This is a genomic window from Streptosporangium sandarakinum (assembly GCF_013409935.1).
Taxonomy (GTDB): domain Bacteria; phylum Actinomycetota; class Actinomycetes; order Streptosporangiales; family Streptosporangiaceae; genus Streptosporangium; species Streptosporangium nondiastaticum.
This window is the reverse complement of the sequence record NZ_JACCCO010000001.1, coordinates 3,258,230-3,284,494: the sequence shown is the minus strand read 5'-3', so window position 1 is coordinate 3,284,494 and position 26,265 is coordinate 3,258,230. Positions and strand designations below refer to the sequence as shown.

Annotated in this window: 25 protein-coding genes; 15 read left to right on the top strand and 10 right to left on the bottom strand. The window is 72.9% G+C overall.

All coding sequences use genetic code 11. The features are described from left to right. Positions 1–2: 2 nt before the first annotated feature. The 4 genes from HDA43_RS14710 (at position 3) to HDA43_RS14695 (ending at position 5,102) form a co-directional block, all read left to right on the top strand. The gene (locus HDA43_RS14710; RefSeq protein WP_179820995.1) at positions 3–527 is read left to right on the top strand and encodes a PadR family transcriptional regulator; all 525 of its coding nucleotides are present in this window, start codon (positions 3–5) and stop codon (positions 525–527) included. Next, positions 520–1,260 carry an ABC transporter ATP-binding protein gene (locus HDA43_RS14705; protein WP_179820992.1) on the top strand — a complete coding sequence of 247 codons (741 nt, stop codon included), beginning with the start codon at positions 520–522 and terminating at the stop codon, positions 1,258–1,260. The genes HDA43_RS14710 and HDA43_RS14705 overlap by 8 nt, the downstream gene beginning before the upstream one ends. After that, entirely contained in the window at positions 1,257–2,591 is a 1,335-nt protein-coding gene (locus tag HDA43_RS14700; protein ID WP_179820990.1) for a hypothetical protein, read from the top strand. The genes HDA43_RS14705 and HDA43_RS14700 overlap by 4 nt, the downstream gene beginning before the upstream one ends. Before the next feature lie 168 nt (positions 2,592–2,759). Beyond that, on the top strand, positions 2,760–5,102 hold the full coding sequence (locus tag HDA43_RS14695) for a terpene synthase family protein (protein WP_179820987.1): 2,343 nt from the start codon (positions 2,760–2,762) through the stop codon (positions 5,100–5,102). Positions 5,103–5,267: 165 nt separating this feature from the next. Here HDA43_RS14695 and HDA43_RS14690 read toward each other — a convergent pair whose 3' ends face one another. Further along, positions 5,268–6,242, bottom strand: a complete 975-nt coding sequence (locus HDA43_RS14690) for a nitroreductase/quinone reductase family protein (RefSeq protein ID WP_218911726.1) — start codon at positions 6,240–6,242, stop codon at positions 5,268–5,270. Between the two features lie 98 nt (positions 6,243–6,340). On the opposite strand from HDA43_RS14690, the gene HDA43_RS14685 reads away from it, so the two are divergent. After that, complete coding sequence (locus tag HDA43_RS14685) at positions 6,341–6,808, top strand: MarR family winged helix-turn-helix transcriptional regulator (RefSeq protein WP_179820985.1); 468 nt, start codon at positions 6,341–6,343, stop codon at positions 6,806–6,808. A gap of 195 nt (positions 6,809–7,003) precedes the next feature. Here HDA43_RS14685 and HDA43_RS14680 read toward each other — a convergent pair whose 3' ends face one another. Continuing rightward, on the bottom strand, positions 7,004–7,510 hold the full coding sequence (locus HDA43_RS14680) for an SRPBCC family protein (RefSeq protein ID WP_179820982.1): 507 nt from the start codon (positions 7,508–7,510) through the stop codon (positions 7,004–7,006). Positions 7,511–7,751: 241 nt separating this feature from the next. Then, on the bottom strand, positions 7,752–10,154 hold the full coding sequence (locus HDA43_RS36405; RefSeq protein WP_179820980.1) for a GH1 family beta-glucosidase: 2,403 nt from the start codon (positions 10,152–10,154) through the stop codon (positions 7,752–7,754). A gap of 376 nt (positions 10,155–10,530) precedes the next feature. Between HDA43_RS36405 and HDA43_RS14670 the strand changes: the two genes are divergently transcribed. After that, positions 10,531–10,803, top strand: coding sequence for a GlsB/YeaQ/YmgE family stress response membrane protein (locus HDA43_RS14670; RefSeq protein WP_179820978.1), 273 nt, complete (start codon positions 10,531–10,533; stop codon positions 10,801–10,803). Between the two features lie 147 nt (positions 10,804–10,950). Here the strand turns inward: HDA43_RS14670 and HDA43_RS14665 are convergent, their stop codons facing one another. The 5 genes from HDA43_RS14665 to HDA43_RS14645 all read right to left on the bottom strand — a co-directional run bounded on the left by HDA43_RS14665 (position 10,951) and on the right by HDA43_RS14645 (position 14,465). Continuing rightward, positions 10,951–11,280, bottom strand: coding sequence for a DUF3140 domain-containing protein (locus HDA43_RS14665; protein ID WP_179820975.1), 330 nt, complete (start codon positions 11,278–11,280; stop codon positions 10,951–10,953). Positions 11,281–11,448: 168 nt separating this feature from the next. Next, entirely contained in the window at positions 11,449–12,489 is a 1,041-nt protein-coding gene (locus HDA43_RS14660; protein ID WP_179820973.1) for a YihY/virulence factor BrkB family protein, read from the bottom strand. Between the two features lie 166 nt (positions 12,490–12,655). After that, on the bottom strand, positions 12,656–13,330 hold the full coding sequence (locus HDA43_RS14655) for a DUF3618 domain-containing protein (protein ID WP_179820970.1): 675 nt from the start codon (positions 13,328–13,330) through the stop codon (positions 12,656–12,658). Next, positions 13,306–13,728 (bottom strand): phage holin family protein, encoded by a 423-nt coding sequence (locus tag HDA43_RS14650; RefSeq protein ID WP_179820967.1) that lies wholly within the window; start codon positions 13,726–13,728, stop codon positions 13,306–13,308. Before HDA43_RS14650 ends, HDA43_RS14655 begins: the two co-directional genes overlap by 25 nt. After that, entirely contained in the window at positions 13,725–14,465 is a 741-nt protein-coding gene (locus HDA43_RS14645; RefSeq protein WP_179820965.1) for a hypothetical protein, read from the bottom strand. The genes HDA43_RS14650 and HDA43_RS14645 overlap by 4 nt, the downstream gene beginning before the upstream one ends. Before the next feature lie 236 nt (positions 14,466–14,701). Here HDA43_RS14645 and HDA43_RS14640 point away from each other — a divergent pair, with 236 nt between their 5' ends. Then, complete coding sequence (locus HDA43_RS14640; protein WP_246423988.1) at positions 14,702–15,613, top strand: DMT family transporter; 912 nt, start codon at positions 14,702–14,704, stop codon at positions 15,611–15,613. A 15-nt stretch (positions 15,614–15,628) separates the two neighbouring features. Here HDA43_RS14640 and HDA43_RS14635 read toward each other — a convergent pair whose 3' ends face one another. Continuing rightward, entirely contained in the window at positions 15,629–16,138 is a 510-nt protein-coding gene (locus HDA43_RS14635) for a VOC family protein (protein WP_179820962.1), read from the bottom strand. 224 nt (positions 16,139–16,362) lie between these two features. Between HDA43_RS14635 and HDA43_RS14630 the strand changes: the two genes are divergently transcribed. Further along, the gene (locus HDA43_RS14630) at positions 16,363–17,019 is read left to right on the top strand and encodes an HAD family hydrolase (protein WP_312873253.1); all 657 of its coding nucleotides are present in this window, start codon (positions 16,363–16,365) and stop codon (positions 17,017–17,019) included. A 1-nt stretch (position 17,020) separates the two neighbouring features. Beyond that, on the top strand, positions 17,021–17,902 hold the full coding sequence (locus tag HDA43_RS34355; RefSeq protein ID WP_218911725.1) for a helix-turn-helix domain-containing protein: 882 nt from the start codon (positions 17,021–17,023) through the stop codon (positions 17,900–17,902). 101 nt (positions 17,903–18,003) lie between these two features. Here HDA43_RS34355 and HDA43_RS14620 read toward each other — a convergent pair whose 3' ends face one another. Further along, positions 18,004–19,170 carry an ROK family transcriptional regulator gene (locus tag HDA43_RS14620; RefSeq protein WP_179820960.1) on the bottom strand — a complete coding sequence of 389 codons (1,167 nt, stop codon included), beginning with the start codon at positions 19,168–19,170 and terminating at the stop codon, positions 18,004–18,006. 307 nt (positions 19,171–19,477) lie between these two features. Here HDA43_RS14620 and xylA point away from each other — a divergent pair, with 307 nt between their 5' ends. From xylA to HDA43_RS14590, 6 genes are all read left to right on the top strand, one after another. After that, positions 19,478–20,641: a xylose isomerase gene (gene xylA, locus HDA43_RS14615; protein WP_179820959.1), complete on the top strand. Its 1,164-nt coding sequence runs from the start codon at positions 19,478–19,480 to the stop codon at positions 20,639–20,641. Further along, on the top strand, positions 20,638–22,053 hold the full coding sequence (xylB, locus tag HDA43_RS14610; RefSeq protein ID WP_179820957.1) for a xylulokinase: 1,416 nt from the start codon (positions 20,638–20,640) through the stop codon (positions 22,051–22,053). Before xylA ends, xylB begins: the two co-directional genes overlap by 4 nt. A gap of 169 nt (positions 22,054–22,222) precedes the next feature. Then, on the top strand, positions 22,223–22,924 hold the full coding sequence (locus HDA43_RS14605; protein ID WP_179820954.1) for a DUF998 domain-containing protein: 702 nt from the start codon (positions 22,223–22,225) through the stop codon (positions 22,922–22,924). A 101-nt stretch (positions 22,925–23,025) separates the two neighbouring features. Then, positions 23,026–25,320: a sensor histidine kinase gene (locus HDA43_RS14600; RefSeq protein ID WP_179820952.1), complete on the top strand. Its 2,295-nt coding sequence runs from the start codon at positions 23,026–23,028 to the stop codon at positions 25,318–25,320. Positions 25,321–25,426: 106 nt separating this feature from the next. Next, positions 25,427–25,813, top strand: a complete 387-nt coding sequence (locus tag HDA43_RS14595) for a roadblock/LC7 domain-containing protein (protein WP_179820950.1) — start codon at positions 25,427–25,429, stop codon at positions 25,811–25,813. After that, positions 25,810–26,181, top strand: a complete 372-nt coding sequence (locus HDA43_RS14590) for a DUF742 domain-containing protein (protein WP_179820947.1) — start codon at positions 25,810–25,812, stop codon at positions 26,179–26,181. Before HDA43_RS14595 ends, HDA43_RS14590 begins: the two co-directional genes overlap by 4 nt. The last annotated feature ends 84 nt before the right edge of the window (positions 26,182–26,265 follow it).

Genomic DNA, 26,265 nt, shown 5'->3' with positions numbered 1-26,265 from the left:
TCATGTCAACCGGACATGTCCTGCTCGGGCTGCTCAGCGAGCGGCCCAAGCACGGCTACGAACTCAAGAAAGAGCACGACCAGCGCCTGCCGGGCGCCAAGCCGCTCGCCTACGGGCAGGTCTACGCGACCCTGCAACGGCTGGAACGTGGCGGGCTCACCGAGGTGGCCGGGACGGCCCAGGAGGGTGGCCCGGAGCGCACGGTGCACGCGATCACCGAGGCCGGACGGGCCGAGCTGGACCGGTGGCTGGCGGAGATCGAGGCACCCGCGCCGTACGTCGCGAGCCCGCTGTTCGCGCGGGTGGTGGTGGCGACCCTGGCGGGCGGGACGGCCGAGGAGTACCTGCTCAGGCAACGCGCCGCCCATCTGACGCGGATGCGGGAGCTCACCGCGCGCAAGGCGTCGGGGTCGCCCGCGCAGGTGCTGGCCGCCGACTACGCGCTCCAGCACCTCGACGCCGACCTGCGATGGATCGAGACGGCGCTGGAACGGCACACCGTGCTGAAGGGAGAGACCGATGCTTGAGGCGCGAACGCTGCGCAAGTCCTTCGGCCGGACCACGGCGCTGGACGGCGCGTCCGTGGAGATCGGGGAGGGGGAGGTCGTCGCCGTCACCGGCCCGAGCGGCTCCGGCAAGTCCACCCTGCTGCACTGCCTGGCCGGGATCATCCGCCCCGAGGCCGGCGAGGTCCTGTTCGCCGGGCGGCGTCTCGACACCCTCGACGAGGACGCCCGGACGAGGCTGCGCCGGGAGAACTTCGGCGTCGTCTTCCAGTTCGGCGAGCTGGTGCCCGAGCTGACCGCGGAGGAGAACGTCGTGCTGCCGCTGCTGTTCGGCGGGCGAGGGCGGCGGGAGTCCCTGGAGGCCGCCCGCTCCTGGCTGGAGCGGCTGGACGTGGCGGACTGCGCCGGGCAGCGGCCAGCGGAGCTGTCCGGGGGCCAGCTCCAGCGGGTCGCGGTGGCCCGCGCGCTGGCCGCCGAACCGCGGGTGATCTTCGCCGACGAGCCCACCGGCGCACTCGACTCGCTGGCCGGGGAACGGGTGATGGGCGAGCTCGTCGGCGCGGCCCGGGAGAGTCGCGCCACGCTGGTGGTCGTCACCCATGACAACCGGGTGGCCGCCTACGCCGACCGGGAGATCGCGCTGCGGGACGGCCGGGTCGTCGCGGGCGCGACCGCGGCGACGGGAGGAACGGCGGACGGGACGCCCGGAGAGGCGGCGGCCGGGGCGTCGGCGGCCGGCGGGGTGAGCCGATGATCACCGTGGTCCGGATGCTCGCCCGGGGGCGGTCCCGCCGCGAGCGGGCGCGTGGGCGCCTGATGGCCGCGGGGGCGGCGCTCGCGACCGTCCTGCTGTGCGCGGCGGCGCACCTCACGGCGTTCCGGCTCGACGCGCGGCGCGGCGCTCTCGGCATCCTCACCGAGAAGGAGCCGCGCCTCATGGTGGCGCTCACCCTGGCGCTGCTGGCCGTACCCGCCGCGGCGTTCATCTACCAGGTGAGCCGCCTGGCCACCGCCACCAGGGAACGGCGGTTGGCCGCGCTCCGGCTGGCCGGGGCCACACCGCGCGAGGTACGGCTCACCGGGGCGGCCGAGAGCGGATGGTCGGCGCTGGCGGGCGGGACGCTCGGCGCGGCGGTCTACCTGCTCGCCGCCCTGGTGGCGAGGTGGTCGCTGGGCGACGTCGTGCCGGTGCGCCCGCTGCTCTGGACGCCGGTCGTGCTCGCCGCGGTCGTGCTCGGCGGCGCGCTGTCCGGCCTGCGGGCGGGCCGGCACGTGGTGGCCTCCCCGCTCGGCGTGGTACGGCGGGCCCGGCCGCGGGGGCCGAGGGTGCGCGATCTCGCCCTCGTCGCGCTGGGCGTCGGACTGCTGGCGGCCGCGCTCGCCGGGAAGGGCAGGTTCCTCCTCGGGGGCAAGTACGGCGCGGCCGTGGCCATCGCCGCCGGGGCGGTGCTGCTGCTCTTCGGCCTGGTGCTGGCCACCGCGTGGCTGATCAGAATGGCCGCCCGCCGGGCCGGGCGCGGGGCGGCGGCGCCCGAGACGCTGCTGGCCGCGCGGATGGTCGAGGCCGATCCCCGGGCGTGGGCCCGCGCGCTGTCGGTGGTCGGGCTGACGGTGTTCTTCGGCTCGGCCGTGGGCGCCCATCAGGCGCTCACCGTGTTCCAGAGCGACCTGACCGCCTTCCAGGCGGCGTCCTACGCGCTGCTGTACCTCGCGTTGCTGACGGCCATGGTCACCTCGGCCGGCGCCCTCGTGGCGCACCAGGCCGAGGCACTGCTGGACCACCGGAGGTCGTTCGCCGTCCTGGCCGCCTCCGGTGTCCCCGTCCCCGCGCTGGGGCGGGTCCTCACCCGGCAGGCGCTCGTCGCGGCGCTGCCGGTGTGCGTGGTCAGCGCGGTCGCCGGGACGGGCGTCGTGGTCCTGCTCCTGGCCGAGCTATACGCCCGGCGGCCCGGTGCGCTGGCCGTCTCCGTCGCCGGGGCGGCGGCGATGGCCGGGATCGGCGTGCTGGCCGCCGTGCTGGTGGCGAGGGCGGCGCGGCCGATCCTGCGCCGCTGGGTCCGGCCGGGGGAACTGCGCGCCGGGTGACCCGGCGAACCCGGGTCCTCCCCGTCGGAGGACCCGGGTTCGCCGTATCTCCTTGCGGACCGGGCGCGTAAAGTGCCAGTCTCGTTACCATCAGTGACAGGTCATGTCCGGGCGGGGCGAGCGTGGCCCGCCGGGCGAAGGTCCAGGAGCACGAGAGTAGGCGCCCCCATGCAGGCTTTCACGCTGCCCGACTTCTACATGCCGTACCCGGCGAGGCTGAACCCCCACCTGGAACGTGCCCGGGAGCACAGCACGGACTGGGCCCGGCGGATGGGCATGCTCGACGCGCCTCGGCCCGGTGGCGGCGTCGTCTGGGACGATGACGCGCTGGCCCGCATGGACTACGCGTTGATGTGCGCCTACACCCACCCCGACTGCGACGGCCCCACCCTCGACCTGGTCACCGACTGGTACGTCTGGGTGTTCTTCTTCGACGACCACTTCCTGGAGCACTTCAAGTACTCCCGCGACCTCGCCGGGGCCAAGGCGTACCTCGACCGCCTGGAGCGGTTCATGACCGCCGACGGCGAGACGCCGCCGGAGCCGGGGAACCCGGCCGAGGAGGGCCTCGCGGACCTGTGGGAGCGCACGATTCCGGCGATGTCCGAGGGGTGGCGGCGGCGCTTCGTCACCAGCACGCACAACCTGATGGTCGAGTCGATGTGGGAGCTGGACAACATCGACCGCGGCCGGATCGCCAACCCGATCGAGTACGTCCAGATGAGGAGGCGGGTCGGCGGTGCCCCGTGGTCGGCGAACCTCGTCGAGTACGCCGCCGGCGCGGAGATCCCCGACGTCTTCGCCGAGACGAGGCCGATGCGGGTGCTGTCGGACACCTTCTCCGACGCCGTGCACCTGCGCAACGACCTGTTCTCCTACCAGCGCGAGGTCCGGGAGGAGGGTGAGAACTCCAACGCGGTGCTGGTCTTCGAGCGGTTCTTCGACTGCCCCACGCAGGAGGCGGCCGAGCTGGTCAACGACCTGCTGACCTCGCGGCTGCAGCAGTTCGAGAACACGGCGCTGATCGAGGTCCCGGCCCTGCTGGCCGAGCACTCCGCGTCCCCGTCCGAGCTGGTCGCGGTGGCGGCCTACGTCAAGGGGCTGCAGGACTGGCAGTCCGGCGGGCACGAGTGGCACGCGCGGTCCAGCCGGTACATGAACGACGTCACCGCCACCGACGCCACCGACGCCGCCGACCCGGCCGCCGCCACCGTGTCCGGCCCCGCCGTCTCCGACCCGGGCGCCGTCTCCGGCTTCGCCTTCTCCAGCCCGGCCGCCGTCTCCGGCCCGGTCACCGCGCCGGGCGGCCCGACCGGTCTCGGCACCTCCGCCGCCAGGCTCGTGCCCTCCGCGGGGAGGCTCGGGCTGCGGACCCGGGCGCGGCAGCACCTCTTCGCGCCGTTCCGCCCGGTGGGGCACCTGCCGCTGCCCGCCCTGCGCATGCCGTACCCGGTCCGCACCAACCCCCACCTGGACGCCGCCCGGCGTCACGCGGTCGGCTGGGCCAGGGAGATGGGCATGTTCGGCTCCGTGCCCGGGGTGGAGGGCGGCGGGGTGTGGGACGAGCGGCGTTTCCGCGGCTTCGACTTCCCGCACTGCGCCGCCATGATCCACGCCGACGCGACCCCCGGGCAGCTCGACCTGTCGTCCGACTGGCTGGCCTGGGGGACGTACGGCGACGACTACTTCCCCCTGGTGTTCGGCGCGACCCGCGACCTCGCGGCGGCCAAGCTCTGCGACGAGCGGCTGCGCCTGTTCATGCCGCTGGACGACGAGCCCGTCCCCGAGCCGGCGAACCCGATCGAGGCGGGCCTCGCGGACCTGTGGCGGCGTACGGCGGGGCCGATGACGGCCGACCACCGGCGGCGGTTCCGACTGGCGGTCGAGGAAATGACCTCAAGCTGGCTGTGGGAGCTGGTCAACCAGGCCCAGAACCGCGTCCCCGACCCGGTGGACTACATCGAGATGCGCCGCAGGACGTTCGGGTCGGACATGACGATGGGCCTGGCCCGGCTCGCGCACTCCGACGTGGTGCCCGAGGAGCTCTACCGGACGCGGACCATCCGCGAGCTGGACACCGCGGCGCAGGACTACGCCTGCTTCACCAACGACCTGTTCTCCTACCAGAAGGAGGTCGAGTTCGAGGGCGAGTTCCACAACATCGTCGTGGTGGTGGAGCACTTCCTCGGGGTGGACCGGCTCACCGCCCGGGACGTCGTGGCCGACCTGATGGAGGCGCGGATGCGGCAGTTCGAGCACATCGTCGCCGAGGAGCTTCCCGCCCTGTTCGACGACTTCGGCCTCGACGAGCCGGTCCGCCGGGTCCTCACCCGCCACGCCGACGACCTCAAGGAGTGGATGTCCGGCATCCTGGAGTGGCACCGCCGGTGCGCCCGGTACACCGAGGCGGAGCTGCTCCGTCACCGGTTCACCGCCGTGGCCGGCTTCCCGTTCGCGCCCACCGGGCTCGGCACCTCCGCGGCGCGGCTCGCGGCGATCGCCGCCCGCTGACCGGCCCGAGATTCCGTACGGCCGCCCCGCGCCCCGGCGGCCGTACGGCCGCCGGGGCGCGGGGCGGTCCACGGTCCTGGTGGGTGGTCACGGCTTGACGCGGGACGGTTCGCCGTCTCAGCGCGGGCGGGTCGCGATCACGACTCCGGCGGGGCGTTCACGGTCTCAGCGAGGTGGCTGTCCGGTGTCCAGCGCGTTGAGCGCCCCGACGAGGTGCTCCTCCTCGTAGGCGAAGTGCGCCTCGATCTCGGCGGTCAGCCGGTCGAGTTCCTTGCCGATCCGCTCCGGGTCCGCCGTGCGGGGGCCGGAGAACAGCTCCTCCACCTGGCGGATGAGGTCCGCCAGGGCGACGTGCTCGCCCCGCAGCCTCTCCAGCGCGGGGCGGAGGCCGGGGAACCGGCGCTCCAGGAGCGGGAAACCGGCGGTGTCCTCGCGGGTGTGGTGCTCGTGGAGCGCGGAGCAGAGCGTCAGGCAGTGTTCGCGCAGCTCGGCGCCGATGTCAGCGCCGGCGCCGGTGCCGGACCCGACGCCCGGCCCGGCGGCCGGGCCGACCCCCGTTTCCGGCCCGGCGGTCGTTCCCCGGTCCGGGCCCGTCGCCCCACTGGCGTCCCCGGAGCCGGTGAGGGCCTCGTCCACCTTCGCGCGGGTGGCCGCGAGCCGTTCGCGGATCCCCGCGTGGATCCGCACCAGTTCGTCGCCGATCGCCCGGGCCCGCGGGTCGTCCGCCCAGTACAGGGCGACCACCGGGATGACGCGGGAGGTCGCGGCCTGGTAGCCGGCGAAGGCGGGGACGAGCCGGGCCTGGCGGGCGTAGGCCTCGTCCCGCTCCGCGTCGCGCAGCACGGTCGCCGTCGCGGTGCGGCTCTCGACCTTCTCTCCGTCCCCGATCTCGACGGTGACGCGCGGGCGCCTCAGGAGGTTCCCGTACCAGGCAGGGTGGCTGTCGGACCCGGCGTTGGATCCGAAGACCAGGATGCGCTCCCCGTCCCGCGCGTACATGACGGGGGTGGTCCTGGGCCTGCCGGTCCTGGCTCCGACGGTCGTCAGCAGCACCAGCGGCGCGCCCTCGAACATGCCGCCGACCCTGCCGCCGTTCGCGCGGAACTCGTCGATCACCCGCTGGTTGAAATCGTCGGCCACGTGCCGATCCCTCCGATCCGCGCGGAGGCGTGTTTCGGTAGCCTCCGGACAACGAGGAACTTTTGCTTTAGTAGCAAAGCTATTTTGGAGATCAAGGTATGTCAACCGGTGGCCTGAGCGTCGAGGACGGGATCCGGACGCTGCTGCTCCTGATGCCACGCATGGTCGGGCGCACCAAGCGGATCAAGGTTCCGCCGCGGCTCCAGTCGCTCAACCTCGCCCCGCGGCACCTGTCGCTGCTGTCGTACCTGCTGTTCGACGGCCCTCTCGGGGTCAACGAGCTGGCCGCGCGCCTGGAGGTGGCGCCCGCGACGGTGAGCCTGATGGTGGGCGACCTGAGCCGGAGAGGCGTGGTGGAGAGGCGCGAGGACGACGCCGACCGCCGCCGCACGATCGTGTGCATCGCCGAGGCCAACCGGGAGGCGGTCGACGGGTGGCTGGCGAAGGGGGCGCGCGCCTGGCGCGCCGCCCTGGAGCCGCTGACCCCCGAGGAGCGGCTGATGTTCATCGAGACGCTGCGGACCTACGAGCGCGTGGTCGCCGAGGAAGAGGGCGACGAGACCTGACCGCGCCCGGGACGCGTCACCCCGTGCGCCGAGTCCCGCGCATCGAGTCCCGTGCGCCGAGTCCCGTGCATCGAGTCCCGTGCGCCGAGTCCCGTGCATCGAGCCCCGGTGCCGGGGGAGGGTGCAGCGGTGCGGCCCGGCGGCCGACGGCGCCGTGACCGCGCCCCGCGCGGCAGGAGAGGGTACGGACGGTGCTCAGTCGCGGGTCATCGCGTCGAGGGTCTCGGTCATGTGCTTGCGCAGCTCGCCCAGCCGTACGTCGAGGATGACCGAGGCGATCTCCGGGTTGCTCCGGATCATCTCGCGCAGGCCGCTGTCGCCCGGCCCGTGCTCGAAGCTGTGCCGCACGACGGTCCGGCCCGGCTCCTCGGCCGGCTCCAGGTCGTAGCGCCACCGGGAGGAGGGACGCTCCGGGTCGCCCGCGCGGTCGAGCACCGCCCAGGCGAACGAGCGGGGGCGGTCGGCCTCGGTGACCACGGACGTCACCGTCCACACCCGGTCCTGGCGGCGGTTGCGCCCCTCGAACCGCGCCCCGACCCGCGGCGCGGCGTCATCGGCGTCCAGCCAGGCCAGGTGCTCGCACTCAGGGCTCCAGTCGGCGATCCGCGGCACGTCCGTGATGAGGTCCCACAGCCGCTCCGGGGGCAGACCGACGGTGGTCTCGATCTCCACCCTGGATCCCGTGACGTCGTGGTCTTCCATGCCCGCCTCCGCGTGCTCGCGGCACCTCGCCCGGTGCCTGTTCCGGTCTCGCAGACGATTCCGTAATCGTCATCCCCAACGATGGACGATCGGCCCGCCGGTGCACACCCCTGTCCCGGTCAAGGGTGGAAAGGATGGCCTCGCCGTACCGCCGCAGCCCGCCGTACCGCCGCGGAACGGCGGAGCCCGGTACGGCGAGGCTCGGTACGGCGCGCCGGGCGGCCCGCCGTACCGGCGGGCGTCACGAGGAGGACCGGACGACCAGCTCGGTGGGGAGGATCACCGAGGACGAGGGGCCGCCGCCGATCTGGCGCAGGAGCAGGCGCACCGCCGCCAGGACCTGGTCCGACCACGGGACGCGCACCGTGGTCAGCGGGGGGACGGCGTAGGCGGCGTCCTCCTCGTCGCCGAACCCAACGACCGCGACGTCCTCGGGCACCCGCAGTCCGGCCTCCCGCAGCGCGTGCAGGGCGCCGACCGCCATCAGGTCGCCGGCCACGAAGACCGCGTCCAGCGACGGGTCCGCGGCGAGCAGCTCGCGCATGGCGGCGGCCCCCGAGGCGCGGCCGAGGTCTCCGACCGCGTCGGCCGACCGGCACGCGGCGTCCCGCAGGGCGTTCCGGTAGCCGTCGAACCGGTCCCGCGCGGCGGCGAGGTCCACCGGCCCGCGGATCGTCGCGATCCGCCGCCGCCCCCGGCCGAGCAGGTGTCCGACCGCCGCCGCGGCCCCGCCCGCGTCGTCGGTCCCGGCGTACGGCAGCGCCACCGCGGCCGGCGGCCTGCCCAGCGACACGACGGGGACGCCCGTCCCGGCCAGCGCGCCGGGCAGCGGGTCGGAGCCCCGGGCCGGCAGCAGCAGGGCCCCGTCCACGTGCCCGGCGGCCAGGTGGCGCTCCACCCGGTTCCGGTCCGCGGGGGAGCCGGCGAACATGAGCGTGACCCGTTTGCCGGCCCGCTCCAGCTCCCGGCCCGCCGCGTCCACGGCCGTGGCGAACAGCGGGTCCCCTGCGCGGGCGCCGTCCGGGACGATCAGCGCGATCGACTCCGTGCGCCGGGTCACCAGGCTCCGGGCCGCCGAGTTGGGCACGTAGCCGAGTTCGGTGACCGCGTCCATGACGACCGCCCGGAACTCCGGGCTGACCGCCGCCTCACCGTTGATCACCCGGGAGACGGTCGACCTGGACACGCCGGCCCGGGCGGCCACCTCCTCCAGGGTGGGGCGCCGGGCCCGTCCGGCGCGCAGCCCGTTGTTCCGGATGACGTCGCGGTACCACAGCGCGCTGTCCTTGGGCAGCCGCCGCTGGGTGTCGAAGTCGACGTGCACGATCCCGAAGCGCTTGCCGTACCCCTCGGCCCACTCGAAGTTGTCCAGCAGCGACCAGACGAGGTATCCGCGCAGGTCGGCCCCGGCGTCGACGGCGGTGTGCGCGGCCCGCAGGTGGCCCTCCAGGAAGGCGATCCGGTCGGCGTCGTGGACGTGCTCGCCGGACACCGTGTCCTCGAAGGCGGCGCCGTTCTCGGTGACGAGCAGGCCGACCTGCGGGTAGTCGCGGGAGAGCCGCACGAGCAGGCGGGTCAGGCCGGTGGGGACGATCGGCCAGCCCATGGCGGTCTTGGGGGCGTAGGCGTCGCCGAACCGGATGCCCTCGGTGCCGGGGTAGGCCGGGTTGGCCGGCTCGCCGGGCTCGGCGCTCACCACGCAGGGGTTGTAGTAGTTGACCCCGAGCAGGTCGAGCGGCTGGTTGACGGTCTCCAGGTCGCCGTCGCGGATGTGCCCGAGGCCGGCGGCCCGCTCCACGACGTCCAGGACGGCGGCGGGATACTCCCCGCGCAGCACCGGGTCGAGGAACTGCCGGTTGATCAGGCAGTCGACGAGGTCCACCGCCGCGGCGTCCTCGGCGGAGAGCGCCGCCTCGGGGTCGTCCAGCCGTCCGGGGGTCGTCACGGGGGCGAGGTTCAGCGTCAGGGCGATCTCCCGGGCGCCCGCGTCGCGCAGCGCCCGGGCACCCAGCCCGTGGGCGAGCAGGAGGTGGTGGGATGCCTGGAAGGCGTCCCGCCAGGACGCGCGGCCGGGGGCGTGCGCGCCGATGCCGTACCCGAGGACGGACACCACCCAGGGCTCGTTGACCGTGATCCAGGTGCCGACGCGGTCGCCGAGCCGGTCGTGCACGATCCGCGCGTAGTCGGCGAACCGGTGGGCCGTGTCGCGCTCCGTCCAGCCGCCGCGGTCCTCCAGCGGCTGGGGCAGGTCCCAGTGGTACAGCGTCACGTAGGGGGAGACGTCGGCGGCGAGCAGCTCGTCCACGAGGCGGTCGTAGAAGTCGAGCCCGGCGGCGTTGACGGGGCCGGAACCGGTCGGCTGGATCCGCGGCCACGCCACCGAGAAGCGGTAGGCGCCCAGGCCCAGCTCCCGCATCAGGCGGACGTCGTCGCGGTAGCGGTGGTAGTGGTCGCAGGCCACGTCGCCGGTGTGGCCGCCCGCGACGCGCCCGGGGGTGTGGGTGAAGACGTCCCAGATCGACGTGCCGCGGCCGTCCTCCCCCGCCGCCCCCTCGATCTGATAGGCGGCGGTCGCGGCCCCCCAGACGAAGCCGCCGGGGAAGGACAGCGTTCCCCCGGCGGCGGCGGTGAACATCGCCGTCATCGTTTCCGGCCCCTTGTCTTCTGGGGTACGGCGACGCCGCCGTCCCCGTCGTCGCGGACATCTGAATCATCGGGGTGCCGGGCACCCGGCGTCGAGCCGGGACCGTCGTGGCCACCGGAGCCCGCCGCGCCCGCCGTTCCCGGCCGGCCCGCCATGCCGCGTCCCCGGCCCGCCGCGCCCACCGTTTTCCGGTACGTTCCGCAGTTTTCCGCCGTTCCGTGCCGCCTGCGGTTCTACGCGAAGTAGAAAAAGTGATTAATCAATAATGATTAGTTAAATGAATGATCTGTCTTATGTGTCGTTCTTTCCGCGCCGGGCATACGAGTTCCAGGGGGGCGTACGGCGAAAGGCCGTGCGATCAGGGGGAGCGTGGAACATGACAATCACCGGCATCATCAGTGCCATCATCATCGGCGCCATCATCGGTGCTCTCGGCCGGCTCATCCTGCCGGGCAAGCAGAACATCCCCATCTGGCTGACGGTCGTGATCGGCATCGTCGCCGCCTTCATCGGCTCCGGGATCGCCAGGGCCATCGGGGTCAGCGCGACGAGCGGCATCGACTGGATCGAACTGATCCTGCAGGTCGTCGTGGCGGCGGTGGGCGTCTTCCTGATCGCCAGCATGTACGGCAGGCGCAGCCTCCGCTGACGCCCCGCGCGGAGCGGTCCCGGGGAGGCGGCACGTTCTGAGGACGCGGTAGGTCCCGAGGACGCGGCACGTTCCGGGGGCACGGCACGTTCCGGGGACACGCCGCGCAAGCGGCCGTGTCCCCGGCCGGCGGGGGGAGCGCGGGCGCTATTTGGTCGGGTCGTGTCCCCAGTTCATCAGGGAGTGCCGCCACCGGGTGTCCGTGACGTCCCCCGACGGGCGCTGCGCGAGGTGGCGGTGGACGTACCCCGTCACCTTCCGCATGTGGGCGTAGTCGTCGTCGGACAGGTCGCCCTTCTTCTTGCGGAGGATCTCGGTGATGCGGCGGCCGGACTCGTGTCCCGTCGACTCGCCGCCCCCGGACCTGTCGCCGGCGGCCTCGGACTCGGGGGTCCGCAGCCAGCGTTCCAGCTCGGCGGCGGTCATGTTGACCGCCTCACCGAACTCGGCGGAGATCCGCTCCCGGTCCTCGGCCATGTCAGCCCTTCTTCCGCAGCGCCGACGGCCGATGCACGGCGCTCCCGCCGCTCTCGTCGCTGCTGTGTTCCTCGCCCATACGCCCCCTGTACCCCTTCCGGCGGACCGGACGGTCAACGGACGGGCACGGGCCACTATGCCTTCCCGCCGTCCGGGGCGCGCGGTGGGTCAGCCGCGCTCCTCCCGCTCGAACCTGCGGACCTCCGCGCGCTCGTCCTCGTTGAACTTGCGGGTGTCGCGGGGCTCGACGTACGGCTCGGCGTCGGCCGGCACGCCCGCCTCGATGGCGCGCTCGCGGGCGAGCTCGGCGTCGAACTCCACGCCGAACAGGACGGCGATGTTCGTGATCCACAGCCAGATCAGGAAGATGATGACCCCGGCCAGGGCGGCGTAGGTCTTGCTGTAGGAGCCGAAGTTGGCCACGTAGAACGCGAAGGCCGCGGACGCGACGATCCACAGCACGACGGCCAGCAGGCTGCCGGGGGTGATCCAGCGGAAGCCGGGGTGCGAGACGTTGGGGGCCGCCCAGTACAGCAGGGCCAGCACCAGCGCCACGACGATCACCAGGGCCGGCCACTTGACGATGCTCCAGACGGTCAGGGCGGTCTCGCCGATGCCCAGGAACCTCCCGGCCTGCTGGGCGAGCGATCCGGTGAACACGACGGAGACCGAGCCGACCGCCATCAGGATCACCAGGACCGCGGTGATGCCCAGGCGCAGCGGGAGGGTCTTCCAGATGGGCCGGCCCTCGGGCATCTCGTACATGACGTTGGAGGCCCGGATGAACGCCCCCACGTACCCGGAGGCGGACCAGAGGGCGACGGCGATGCCCAGGACCGTGGCGACCCCGGCGGCGCCCTGGTTGCTCTGCAGGGCCTGGAGCACGGCGTCGATGGTCTGCCGGGCGGCGCCGGGCGCGATGGCGCTCAGGTTGTCGGTGAGCGCCTTGGTGGTGTTCTGGCCGAACAACCCCAGCACGGACACCACGGCCAGCAGCGCCGGGAAGATCGACAGCACCGCGTAGTAGGTGAGCGCGGCGGCCCAGTCGGTGAGGTTGTCCTGCTGGAACTCCTTGACGGTGCGTTTGAGCACGCCCCACCACGACCGCTTGGGAAGCTCCGACGGGCTTTCGGGAGCCGGTCCGCCGGCGGTGCCGGGGTCGCGGGTCGCGCCCCGGTCGTCGTGGCGTGGAGTGTCGTGCTGGATCATCGCGCACCGTTCTCTTCACACAGCTTACGGATGCCCGCCGCCGCCCTCCCCTGCCGGGCGAGGGCGGCGGCGACGGCGTTCTCTCATCAGGCGTCCTGGTCAGGCGTCCGTCCGGACGTCCTGGTCAGGCGTGCTGTTGCCGGGCTCCTGTCGCGGACGGGACCCGTCAGACCCCGTGGGAGGAGCGGGCCGTCTCGGTCACCTGGTGGGCCTGGTCGCGGGCGTGGTCGCCGGTGGCCTTGGCCGCCTCGCCGGCGGTGTCCCTGACCTGGCCGACGGCCTCCTGGGCGACCTGCTTGGCCTCCTGGCCCAGCTGCTGGGCCGACTCGCGCACCGCCTCCTTGACCGGCTCCATCATGTCGCCGGCCTGCTCCTTGACCTGCTGGGCGGCCCGCTGCTCGGCCTCGGTCGCCGGGATGAGGGCCGCGGCGAGCAGACCGGCGCCGAAGGCGATCAGCCCGGCGGCCAGCGGGTTGCCCTGGGTGCCGCGCATCGCCTGCTCCGGCGCCTCGCGGACCAGCTCGGTGGCCTGCTGCGCGCCGTGCCTGACGCTGTCGGCCGCGCCGGCGGCGGTCTCGCGGACGGTGCCGGCCGCGCCGGCGGCGGTCTCGCGGACACCGTGGGCGGCGTGTCCGGCCTGGTAGCGAGCCTGGTGGACGGCGTGGGACGGGGTGCCCATCACCCGCTCGCGCACCGAGTAGAGCTTCTCACGCATGCGATCGGTCCTCCGTTGAATGATCCGCGACGGGCTCGTCCGGTCGGCCAGCCGATCGACGTCGGCGGCCAGTTCCGCCCTGGTGGCGGCGATCTCTCTTCTTATTTCGTCAGGTTCCGCGCCCATCGCGCATCCTCCTTGAGCGTCTCGACGGTCTGTTCGGGCTTGGGGGAGACCTCGCTCATCCGCTTGCGCCCGTTGGTGTACAGCACTCCGCCGATCACGGCCCACACGACCGCGACGATCAGGGCGGCCCAGCCCAGGGGCATGACGGCGCCCAGGCCGAACATGACCGCCAGCGACACGAAGAGGGCGACCACGAGGCCGGCGACTCCGGCGCCGCTGAGCATCCCGGCGGCCTTGCCGGCCTTGGTCGCCTCCTGGCGGATCTCGGCCTTGGCCAGCTCCACCTCCTGGCGGAAGAGCTTGGAAAGGTCCTCGCCGACCTCGCCGACGAGCTGTCCCAGCGAGGGCTCGGCCGGTTCGTAGACGGACGAGCCCGGTTCGTAGGCGGGCGAGCTCACCGTGGCTCACCGTCCCAGCCGGTCGACGGAGGGGCCTCGGACGGGTACTGCGTCGTCGGGCGCGTCTGGGCCGACGACGGGTACGGCTCGGCGGAGCCGTAGGCGTCGGCGGTGGTGTAGGTGCCGTCCGTGGTGTACGGCTGGGCCGACGGGTACTGCGTGCCGGTCGGCTGGGTGTACGGCTGCGCCGGCTGGGCGTACTGCTGCGGGCAGTAGCCGTCCTGGAAGCCCTGGTACGCCGTGCCGGAGGCGTCGTTCTGGGAGGCGGCCGTCGCCTTGGCCATCCGGCCGACGAGGAAGCCCGCGGCCACCGCGCCCATCAGGAACGCTCCAGGGCGGCGGCGGGCGAAGCTCTGGACGTCCCGGACCACCCCGGCCAGGCCCTCCTGCTCCAGGTAGTCGGCCGCGCGGCGGCCCGTCCCGGCGACCTGGTGCACCACGTTGGTCACCGGGGAGTCGGGCTTGGCGGCGTCGGTCATCGAGCTGAGGTCGTCGGCCCACTGGCGGATGCCCTGGGCGGCGCGGCGGCTCTGGTGCCTGCTCTGCTCGCCCACGCGGTCGCGCAGCTGTCCCATGACGTTCTGCGCCTGGTAGCGGGCCTCGTGGGCGACCGCGCGGGTCTGGTCCTTGGCGGTCTCGGCCACCTCTCCGACGGCTGCCTTGGCGTGTTCGGTCGTCGTGTGGGGCTGGTCGCTCAGCGTGGAGCGCTCCCCCGTCCCGGCTGGGAATTCGTTCACCGATGCCTCCAAAGTCGTGCGCGTCTTCGCTTGGGACCGCCGCTACCCCCAGCGATTCAACACATTCGTAAACGGCAAGAAAGGGCTCTCGACCTGCCCCTCGGCGCGAACGGTCGGTGTAGGGGAGTATTGGTCACAAAAAACCACAAAAGGGACCGAGCTGCCCGTATCTCCGGCTCTCATGCAGGGGGACGGTTCGGCGCTGACCAAAGAACGGGGCCCATAAGGTGCCGCGTATGAAACGGACCATGCCGAACCAGGCAGAAGCGGTGCAATCTCAGCCGGATCGGCGCACGATGGCGGCGGCCGGCGTCACCGTGCTGCTGTGGGCCTCGGCGTTCGTCGGCATCCGTGGCGCGGTGCCGTACTTCTCCCCCGGGGCGCTCGCTCTCGGCCGGTTGCTGGCGGGTTCGGCGGTGTTGGGGGTCATCCTGCTGGTGCGGCGCGAGGGATCGCCGCCGAGGGCCGCCTGGCCGGGCATCCTCGTCTCGGGAGTTCTGTGGTTCGGCGCCTACACGGTCGCGCTGAACTGGGGCGAGCAGGAGGTCGACGCGGGCACCGCGGCGATGGTCGTGAACATCGGCCCGCTGCTCATCGCGCTGCTGGGCGGCCGGCTGCTCGGGGAGGGGTTCCCGCCCCGCCTGCTGGCGGGCATGGCGGTGTCGTTCGGCGGTGCGATCGTGGTCGGGATCTCCATGTCGGGCCAGGGGCGCGCGTCGGTGACGGGCGTCCTGCTCTGCCTGGTGGCGGCGGTGACGTACGCGGTGGGCGTGCTGGCCCAGAAGCCCGCGCTGCGCCACGCCTCGGCGCTCCAGGTCACCACGTTCGGCTGCTTCATCGGGACGGCGGCCTGTCTGCCGTTCGCCGGGCAACTCGTGTCGCAGGCGGCCCGAGCCCCGCTGGCGGCGACCCTGGATGTCGTGTACCTCGGCGTCTTCCCGACGGCGGTGGCGTTCACCACCTGGGCTTACGCCCTCGCCCGCACCACCGCGGGCAGGATGGGCGCCACGACATACCTCGTCCCGGCGCTGGTGGTCCTGATGGCCTGGGCGGTGCTGAAGGAGGTCCCCGGGTGGCTGTCCCTCCTCGGCGGGCTGCTGTGCCTGGCGGGGGTGGCCGTCTCGCGGAGGCGGGCTCCGGGACGGTGAATCCGGGACCCGCGGTCAGGCCGGCGTCGAGACCCCGATGCCGCCCCGGGTGTGCGCGCCGTACCGCTCCTTCTCCGCGGCGAGGTCGAGGGGCCGGATGCTGCTGCGCCCGCGCAGCGTCTCCTCGGTGAGCAGGGCGGCCGGGACGAGCCAGGACACCTCGAACTCCAGCCCGTCGGGGTCCTTGGCGTACAGGGCCTTGGTGGTGGAGTGGTCGGAGGCGCCGACCAGGGCGCCCATCTCCGTCAGCCTGGCGGCGATCCGCTCCAGCTCCTCCAGGGTGTCGACCTCCCAGGCCAGGTGGTACAGCCCGACGGCGGAACGGCCGGCGGGCGAGGGGGCGGCCTGGGCGCCGACCTCGAACAGGCCGAGGTCGTGGTCGTTGGCGGAGCCGGCGGCCTGCAGGAACGCCGCGCCCCGCATGCCCATGACGACCTCGAAGCCGAGGGCCTCCCGGTAGAAGGCGACGCTGCGCTCGACGTCGCGCACGTACAGGACCGCGTGGTTGAGCCGCTGGACGGGCATGGCTCTCTCCTAGAACTTGAACCTTCAACCAGACTACCCGCCGGAGCAAGGGCGCCGGATACGGAGTGCGGATGAGACCCTTCCGCCCGGCTCAGCGGAAAACGTGTCCACGGCCGGGCACACTTCCATCAGTCGATCGAGACGCTTTCCGTGCGCGAGGCCCGCGAACGGACCCTCTTCCAATCGGCATCCGAACGGGCACAGCTTGACCTACCCTGCCACGTGTGATCAGGACTGTGGTGTTCGACATCGGCGAGACGCTCGTCCGCGACGATCGTTACTGGGCTTCCTGGGCCGACTGGTTGGGTGTTCCCCGGCACACCCTCTCGGCCCTCGTCGGAGCGGTGACGGCGATGGGTTTGGACAACGCAGAGGCGGTACGCCTGCTCCGGCCCGGCATAGACCTAGGCGAAGAGCGCCGCGCCCGGGAAGCGTCCGGGCACGGCGAGTTCCTCGACGAGACCGACCTGTATCCCGATGTCCGGCAAGGGCTTCAAGGATTGCGCGATATGGGGATCCGTGTATGCATCGCCGGAAACCAGACGACCAAGGCGGGGAACCTCGTACGAGATCTCTCCCTCCCGGCCGACGAGGTCGCGACTTCGGAGGAATGGGGGGTGGCGAAGCCGGACCCCGCGTTCTTCCGTCGCGTTGTTGAGTTGAGCGGAGCAGCCCTTGAGGAGACGGTCTATGTCGGTGACCATCCGGCCAACGACATCATCCCCGCGAAGGCGGCGGGCTTACTGACATGCATGATCCGGCGAGGCCCCTGGGGGAACTTGTGGGCGAATGATGCGTCCGTTTTAAATTCAGTTGATTGGCTCATTGAGAGCATCCTGGATCTTCCCTCGCTCCTTCCTCGCAGTTCCGAATGGAGCTGAGATGCCCACCGCAACCCCTAACGACGGAATAGGGCAGCGCATAGCCTCAATCCGCAGTGCGCGCCGCATGACACAGGCCGGCCTTGCTCAGACGGCCAATGTCTCCTTGAGCATGCTCCGGAAAGTGGAGCAGGGCACCCGCGCCCCCAGTGATGGTGTGCTCGACGCCATCGCGGCAGCGTTAGGCATCGACCCGTCTCGATTGCTCGGCGAGGCCACGCACCTGGATGGTCGAGTCCACGACACGATTCCTCTCCTCCGGCAGGTCATAGCCGCCTACGACCTCCCGGAAGACGGCCCGGTGCGCCCCGCGCACCAATTACGAGCAGCCGTGACCGAAGCGGTTCAGTGGCGATTGGACGCCCAGTACATCCGTCTGTCTTCCACGCTGCCCGCCCTGATGGCAGAGCTTATCCGCGCCCTTAACGGATCGAGTGATTCCAACCAGGTGACGATAAGCGGGATCGGTCACCGTGGTGTTGAGATACAGGGCGGCTTCTGTCCGCTCGGTGTCCGTCCACCCCCATGGTGGCCCTTCCCGCTGGATCGTCGTGCGGCCCACGATGCGGGAACCGTTCATCTCCATGACCCACACGTCACCGAAGGGATTGCCACACTGCCCCGCGAGGTCATCAACGCTCGGCCGCCAACTCGGCAGGCCGTTCGCCTCCATCCACTCGCAGCGGGCGAGGATCATGGCGGCCACCGCATCGTGGTCAGCCGCTCGCGCCGGACGCATCACCAACACGATGGACACCTCCACAGCAGAGCATCACCGCAGGCACCGCCACCATACGCCCCACCGATCCTGGCAATCGGCCTTTTCAACAACGGAATCACCAGCGCCGATCTCTCCGCGTCGTGGCCCGCTGCCAGCATGTGAAGCGGGCCGATGCACCACCCGCGCCCCCAACTCGGGCAGCCTGTCCGGAGAAGCCAGTCGTCGCGGTGCTACTCGTCGCCCGCAAGCCCAGCGATTGAGGGTCAGAGGGTGAGCGGGCGGGCGGTGGGGAGGTGGGGGGCGGGGTCGGCGATGACGCGGTGGATGACCCGCCCGGCCCCGCCGAGGGTCGCGGCGTCGCCGCCGAGCCGGGAGACCGCGAGCTCGGGCACGGAGCGGCGCATCCCGGCCAGCCGGGTGGACATCGCCTCGCGGACCGGGCCGGCGATCCACTCGAACAGCGGCGCGAAGATCCCGCCCAGCACGACCGTCCCGGGGTCCATCAGGTTGACCGCCGAGGTGAGGGCGACGCCCAGCGCCCACCCGGCGCGCTCGCAGGCGCGCAGCGCGTCCGCCTCGCCGGCCCGCAGCCGTTCGGTCAGCTCGGGCACCCCGGCGGCGCCGGAGGCGCGGAGCAGTGCCTCCTGGCCGGCGTACCGCTCCAGGCAGCCCCGGCCGCCGCAGCGGCAGTCCGGGCCGTCGGGGAAGACGACCACGTGGCCCAGCTCGCCGGCCAGGCCGTGCGCGCCGCGGAACAGCTCGCCGCCGACCACCAGGCCGGCGCCGATGCCGGTCTCCCCCGACACGTGCAGGAAGTCGTCCGGCCCGCCGCCGAACCACAGCTCGCCCAGCGCGGCGAGGTTGGCCTCGTTCTCCACGGTCACCGGGAAGTCCAGCAGGTCGCCGGCCCGGACGCCGCGCCACCCGAGGTTGGGCGCGGTGTGCAGCAGCCCGCCGTCCACGGGGCCGGGGACGGCGAGCGTGGAGCCGACGACGGACAGGCCGGCCGTACGCGCTTCGTCCACAGCCCTGTGGGCAAGTTCCTGCAGATGGGCCATGGTTTCCACAGGGGGGCGGGACCGGTTGTCCACAGCCTGTGCACAACGGAGCCGCACCGCGAGGGTGAGGTCCGCCACGCAGGCCGACAGGTGGCCGGCGGTGATCTCCAGGCCGAGCGCCGCCACCCGGTCGCCGCTGAGGGAGACGGCCGTGCCCGGCCGGCCCCGCTCGCCGTCGCGGGGCGCCGCCGACTCGGCGACCATCCCGGCCTCCAGCAGGTCGCCGACCATCTTGGAGACCGTGGTCTTGGTCAGCCCGGTGATCTCGGCGAGCGCCGCGCGGGTGACCGGGCCGCTCCGGCGCACCTCGCCCAGCACCACGGCGAGGTTGCGGGCGCGCATCGCGTCGTGGCGTACGGCCTGCGTCGTCATGGAACCCGTCCGGTCAGCGCCGCCCCGGAACCCGTCGTCTCGGAAGCCGGCGTCCCGGAACCCGTCGTCGTGACTCCTCCGCTCCCTGAAGAGAGCGGCTTCTCGCTTTCCTCGGCCGAGGTGGGCGACGGACAAGCCCTGCCCGTTCTGAACACAGGAACCATATCAATGAAGCGATTCTCCCACCGGGTGAACCCGGCAGTCCCCTCGCCAGGTCTGATGGAACCCATGGAACCCCCCACCTCTTGACGATCCCACCCTGCCGGACCATATTAAGTCCATAATGTGGATTAAATAGGAGGGCGCGATGAGCGACTACACCCCCAGGCCGGAGGACCGCTTCACCTTCGGGCTGTGGACCGTGGGCTGGCAGGCCCGTGACCAGTTCGGGGACGCCAGCCGCCCCCCGCTGGACCCGGTCGAGACCGTCCACCGCCTGGCGGAGCTCGGCGCGTACGGCGTCACCTTCCACGACGACGACCTGCTGGCCGTCGAGTCCGACCGCGAGCGGGCGATCGCGGCCTTCAGGAAGGCGCTGTCGGAGACCGGGATGAAGGTCCCGATGGCCACCACGAACCTGTTCACCCACCCCGTTTTCAAGGACGGCGCGTTCACCAGCAACGACCGCGACGTCCGCCGTCACGCCCTGCGCAAGGTGATGCGCAACCTCGACCTGGCAGCCGAGCTGGGCGCCACGACCTACGTCTTCTGGGGCGGGCGCGAGGGCGCCGAGTCCGGGGCCGCCAAGGACATCAGGGCCGCGCTCAGCCGCTACAAGGAGGGCGTCGACCTGCTGACCTCCTACGTGATCGAGAAGGGTTACGACCTCAGGTTCGCCATCGAGCCCAAGCCGAACGAGCCGCGCGGCGACATCCTGCTGCCGACGATCGGCCACGCGCTGGCGTTCATCAACGAGCTGGAGCACCCCGAGCGGGTCGGCCTCAACCCCGAGGTGGGGCACGAGGAGATGGCCGGGCTCAACTTCGCCCACGGCATCGCGCAAGCCCTGTGGCACGGCAAGCTGTTCCACATCGACCTCAACGGCCAGCACGGTCCCCGTTTCGACCAGGACCTGGTCTTCGGCCACGGCGACGTGAAGAACGCGTTCTTCCTGGTGGACCTGCTGGAGAACGGCGGCTACGACGGCCCCCGGCACTTCGACTACAAGCCGGTCCGCACCGACGACCCCGAGGACGTGTGGGTGTCGGCCGCCTCCAACATGCGGATGTACCTGATCCTGAAGGAGAAGTCCCGGGCGTTCCGCGCCGACCCCGAGGTCGCCGAGGCGCTCGCCGCGAGCAGGGTCGCCGAGCTGTCCGAGCCCACGCTGACCCCCGGCGAGACCCTGGCAGACCTGGCGGACGACGAGTTCGACGTCGAGGCGGCGGCGGCGCGCGGCTTCCACTTCTCCCGCCTCAACCAGCTCGCCATGGACCACCTCCTCGGGGTCCGCGGGGGCGACCGGGCATGACACTCGTGGCCGGGGTCGACTCCTCGACCCAGAGCTGCAAGGTGGTCATCAGGGACGCCGAGACCGGGGCCCTGGTCCGCCAGGGCCGCGCGGCCCACCCCGACGGCACCGAGGTCGCCCCGGCCGCCTGGTGGGCCGCGCTCCAGGAGGCGATCGCCCAGGCCGGCGGGTTCGACGACGTCGCCGCGGTGAGCGTCGCCGCCCAGCAGCACGGCATGGTCTGCCTGGACGAGTCCGGGCGGGTCGTGCGGGACGCGCTGCTGTGGAACGACACCCGCTCGGCCGACGCCGCCCGCGACCTGGTCGAGGAGCTGGGCGGGCCGGAGCGGTGGGCCGAGGCGGTCGGCAGCGTGCCGGTCGCGTCGTTCACGGTGGCCAAGCTCCGCTGGCTGGCGGTCCACGAGCCGGAGGCGGCCCGCCGTACGGCGCGGGTGTGCCTGCCGCACGACTGGCTGACCTGGCGGCTGGGCGGCGGGGACGGCGAGCCCGTCACCGACCGGGGCGACGCCTCCGGCACCGGCTACTTCTCGCCCGCCACCGGCTCCTACCGCACCGACCTGCTCAAGGTGGCGTTCGGCGCCGTGCCCGGCCTGCCGCGCGTGCTCGGCCCCCGCGAGGAGGCCGGCGAACTGCGGGCCCCGGGCCCGCCCGGGGCGTCCGGACCGGTACGGCTGGCCCCCGGGACCGGCGACAACATGGCCGCCGCCCTCGGGGTGGGCGCGGGACCCGGCGACGTGGTGGTGTCGATCGGGACGTCCGGCACGGCGTTCGCGGTGGCCGAGCGCCCGAGCGCCGACCCGACCGGCGCGGTGGCCGGGTTCGCCGACGCGACCGGGCGGTTCCTGCCGCTGGTGTGCACGCTCAACGCGGCCCGGGTCCTCGACGCCGCCGCCCGGCTGCTCGGGGTCGGTCCCGCCGACCTCGACCGGCTCGCGCTGCAGGCTCCGCCCGGGGCGGGCGGCCTGGTCTGCGTGCCGTACCTGGAGGGGGAGCGGACGCCGAACCTGCCCGAGGCCACCGGGACGCTGCACGGCCTGACCCTGGCCACCTCCACCCCCGCCCACCTGGCCAGGGCCGCGGTGGAGGGCATGCTCTGCCACCTGGCCGACGCCTTCGACGCCCTCGGGCTGGAGCCGGCCAGGGTACTGCTCATCGGCGGCGGGGCGCGGTCGGAGGCGGTGCGGCGGATCGCCCCGGCGGTCTTCGGGCGGCCGGTGGTCGTCCCGGAGCCGGGAGAGTACGTCGCCGACGGCGCGGCGCGGCAGGCCGCCTGGCTGGTCGCGGGCGGGGACGAGCCCCCGGTCTGGGACCGGGCCGGCTCCCGGAGCTTCGAGGCCGACGCGGTGCCGGAGATCAGGGCCCGCTACGCCGAGGCCCGCGCCCGGTACACCGGAGGCCGCGACACGGCCTGAGCGGCGGCCCGGGGCGGGAACCCGCGGGCCGGCCCGGGGCCGCGGCGCGGCCCCGGGCCGCCGGTCCCCGGGACCCCGCTCCGCGGGGCGGGATCTCGGGGATCGCTCAGGGTCGGATCAGGGACGCCGCCGGATGTGTGGAACCGGGTCCGCGGGACAGTCTGGGTCCATGCTCGTGTCGAAGAGGCTCTACCCCCTGATCGCCTGCGCCGGTACGGCGGCGGCGATCGTGGCCGCGATCGCCGGTCAGATCGACCCGGATCCGCAGCTGGATCCGCTCAACCTGACGATCAGCGAGTACGCCGTGCTCGACCGCGGCGGGGCCACCGAGTTCGCCATGGCGTGCCTGGGTGTCGCGTCCCTCGCGCTGGTGGCGGGGCTGCGGGCGGTCCGGGCCCCGATCGGCGCGGCGGCCGAGCGGCTGATGCTGGCCTGGAGCACGGCGCTGGTCGTGATCGCGGTCGTGCCGACGGTCGCCCCGGGCCTGGCGATGGATCTCGGGGCCCAGGTGCACCGCTACGTCTCCATCGCGGCCTTCCTGGCGCTGCCCGCGGCGGGCGCGCTGATGGCTCCGGGGCTGGGCCGGGACGAGCGGTGGCGGGTGGTGGCCAGGCCGGTGGAGTGGCTGACCCTGGCCGGCGGGTTCGGGCTGCTGGCCCTCACCTACGTGGCGCTCCCGGGCGACCGGGTGCTGATCGGCCTGGCCGAGCGGGCGCTGCTGGTCACCGAGGTCGCGTTGCTCGGGGTGCTCGCCGTACGGCTGGCGTGGCTGGCCTGGGCTCCGGACGCCGCCCGCACGTCGCGCGCGGGCCAGGTGCTTCTTGGGGGACTTGTCCCGGAACATGACTATTTCCTGACAGGTCACAAATAGGACAAGAATATTTCTCCTGTCCGATGCTATCCTCGTCGGCGATCTGAAGATCGTCCGGAGGTTCTCGCTCTCGCGCTCCGAGACCGAACCGTTGAGGTGACATGGCATCGAGCAGGTCCATCCGGTTCAAGATCTCTGCTCTGCTGGCGATCCCTCTGACCTCACTGGTGGCCCTCTGGGGATTCGCGGCGACGGTCACCGTCGGCGACTCGATGAGCCTGCTGGAGGCCGACGACCTCTACGACACCGTCATCGCGCCCGCCAACGAGGTGAGCCACGCCGTGGAGCGCGAGACCGTCCTGTCGGCCGAGTATCTCGCCGTCCGCTCCGCGGACGCCCGCAGGTCCCTCGACGCTCAGCGCGCCATCACCGACCGGGAACGGTCCCGGCTGCGTGACGGGGCGCGGCGCGGGCTGGACCTGGCGGGCCTGGGCCCGACGTCCAAGGCTCGGTTCGCCGACCTGACCGCCGCGGTCGACGCGCTCGACGCGGTGCGGGCCAAGGTGGACGGCGGACGGATCGAGCCCGCCGGGCTCGTCAGGGAGTTCGGCCCGGTGTCCGACGCGTTCTACCGGTTCATCGACATCGCGGCCATCACCGACGACGAGGCCCTGTCCCGGCAGATGCGCGGCGTCAACACGGTCGGCTACTCGATGGCCTTCTTCTCTCACGAGCGAGCGCTCGCCGCGGACGCGCTGGCCACGGGCCGCCGCCTGACACCGGCCGAGCTGCGGTTGTTCGGCCAGTTCGCCACCAAGCGGGCCTTCCTCATGGAGGAGGGCATGTCGCAGCTCGACACCGAGATGCGCGCCCTGTTCACCGGCCTGGTCCCGTCGTCACGGCAGGTGCGGGACCTCACCGAGATGGAGGACCGCCTGCTGTCCGGCGGCGTGGTCGCCGAAACCGACTGGCGGGCCACCACCGGCCGGCTGGAGATCACCTACCGGAGGGGGACGTCGGCGGCCGCGCTCGGGCTCGTCGACCGGACGGCGCCGGCGGCCCTCACGACCTTCGCCAAGGCCGGGACCGCCGGCGTGCTCGGCCTCGTCGCGGTCATCGCCTCGCTGCTGGTCTCCTTCCGGATCGGCCGCAACCTCACCCGCGAACTCGCCGGGGTCCGGCGCGCCGCCGCCGACCTCGCGGAGGTGCGGCTGCCGCGCGTCATGGAGAAGCTGCGCCGGGGCGAGCCGGTGGACGTGGCCGCCGAGGCGCCCCCGCTGGAGCCGCTGGGCAGCACCACCGAGGTCCACGACGTCGCCGCCGCCTTCGACAGCGTCCAGCACCGCGCCGTGGACGCCGCCGTGGAGCAGGCCAGGCTGCGCGAGGCCGTCGCGCAGTCCTTCCGCAGCCTCGCCCGGCGCAGCCAGTCGCTGCTGCAGCGCCAGCTCAAGCTTCTCGACGGCATGCAGAAACAGGCCGAGGACCCCGAGGCGCTGGAGAACCTGTTCCGGCTCGACCACCTGACCACCCGCATGCGCCGCCACGCCGAGGGCCTGGTGATCCTCTCCGGCGGGGCCGCGGGCCGCAAGTGGCGCTCGCCCGTCCTGATCGAGGACATGCTGCGCGGCGCCGCCGCCCAGGTCGAGGACTACGCCCGGGTACGGATCTACCCCATGCCCGGCGCCACCCTGGCCGGTGACGCGGTGGCGGACATGATGCACCTGTTCGCCGAGATCATCGAGAACGCCACGGCCTTCTCACCGCCGGGGGGCGAGGTGTCGGTCCGGGGCGAGTTCGCCGGTCACGGCTTCACGGTCGAGGTCGAGGACCGCGGCCTCGGCATGACCCCGGAGAAGCGCGCCGCCGTCAACGAGCGGCTGGCCAGCCCGCCGGAGTTCGATCCGGCCGAGACCGACCGGCTGGGCTTCGCGGTGGTCGGCATGCTGGCCGCGCGGTACGGGGCGAAGGTGACGGTGCGGCCCTCGCCGTACGGCGGGACCGGGGTCGTCGTGCTGGTCCCCGAGTCGCTGCTGGGAGCGCCGGAGACGGACGGGCAGGCGCCGCGGGAGATCCCCGGACCGTCCGGGACCGGCGGCGAGCCCACCGGGATCGTACGGCCCGCCGGGGCCGCCGGGGCCGCCGGGGCCACAGTGCCGGAGCCCGCCGGAGCCACGGCCGGGAGCGCGGAGCCGGCCGGAGGCGCCGGGTTCGCCGGGACGGCCGGGATCGTACGGCTCGCCGGGACCGGAGAGCCCACCGGGCAGACCGGGGCCGCGTCGCGACCGAACGGCCTGCCCCGCCGGATCCGCCAGGCGAGCCCGCCGCGGCCGTCGCATGATCCGGACGCGGCCGGGCAGGCCGAGGAACGGTCGCCCGAGGAGGCGCGGGCGGTGCTCAGCTCGCTCCAGGCCGGCTGGCGGCGCGGCCGGGCCGAGGACGGCGGTGAGGAGCACTGAGGCCGGGCCGAGGACGGTGATGAGGAGCACCGAACGGGAGACCGGCCCGCGGCCGGCGTAGACACGCGAACGAGCGCGATCATCACAGGGGAAGGGGTTTTACCACGTGCCGGGTGAGCTGTATTGGCTTCTGGATGACTTCGTCACGAGCGTGGCGGACGTCTCGCACGCGCTGATCCTGTCCAACGACGGGCTGATGATGGCCTCGTCACGCGGGCTGAGCAAGGAGGACGCCGACCACCTGTCGGCGGTGGCCTCCGGGTTCCAGAGTCTGGCCAAGGGGACCAGCCTGCAGTTCGGCGGAGGAGCCGTCCGGCAGACGATGGTGGAGATGGACTCGGCGTTCCTCTTCGTCACCTCGGCCGGCCAGGGCAGTTGCCTGGCGGTCATGACCACCGGCGCCGCCGACGTGGGCCTGATCGCCTACGAGATGGCCCGCCTGGTGACCCGGGTCGGCCAGCACATGGCCACCACCCCCCGGGCGGGGCAATGAGCGACGACGTCGAGTGGGTGGACGAGGAGGCCGGTCCGGTCGTCCGCCCCTACGCGCTGACCGGCGGGCGCACGCGCGCCTCCTCGTCATCGTTCGACGTGCTGTCGATGGTGGTGGCGACCGGCGCGGCGGCCGCCACCGCCGTCCACCTGGGATCGGAGCACCGGCGGCTGCTGGACCTGGTCCGCCGGACCAGGCCCATCGCGGAGGTCGCCTCGGAGGCCGGGCTGCCGATGGGAGTCGTCAAGGTGCTGCTGGGCGACCTGCTGGACCAGGGGCTCATCCTGGTGCGGTCACCGGTCCCGGCCGCCACGCCGCCCGTGGAGAGCCTCCTGCAGGAAGTGATCAACGGCCTCCGGGCGCTCTGAGCCCGTTTCCGCCGTGGTGGGGGACGGCGGGAGGAACGCGGTGGCCCGCGACGGGAGTGCGGGCCACGAGTTCGTCCGTGCCGG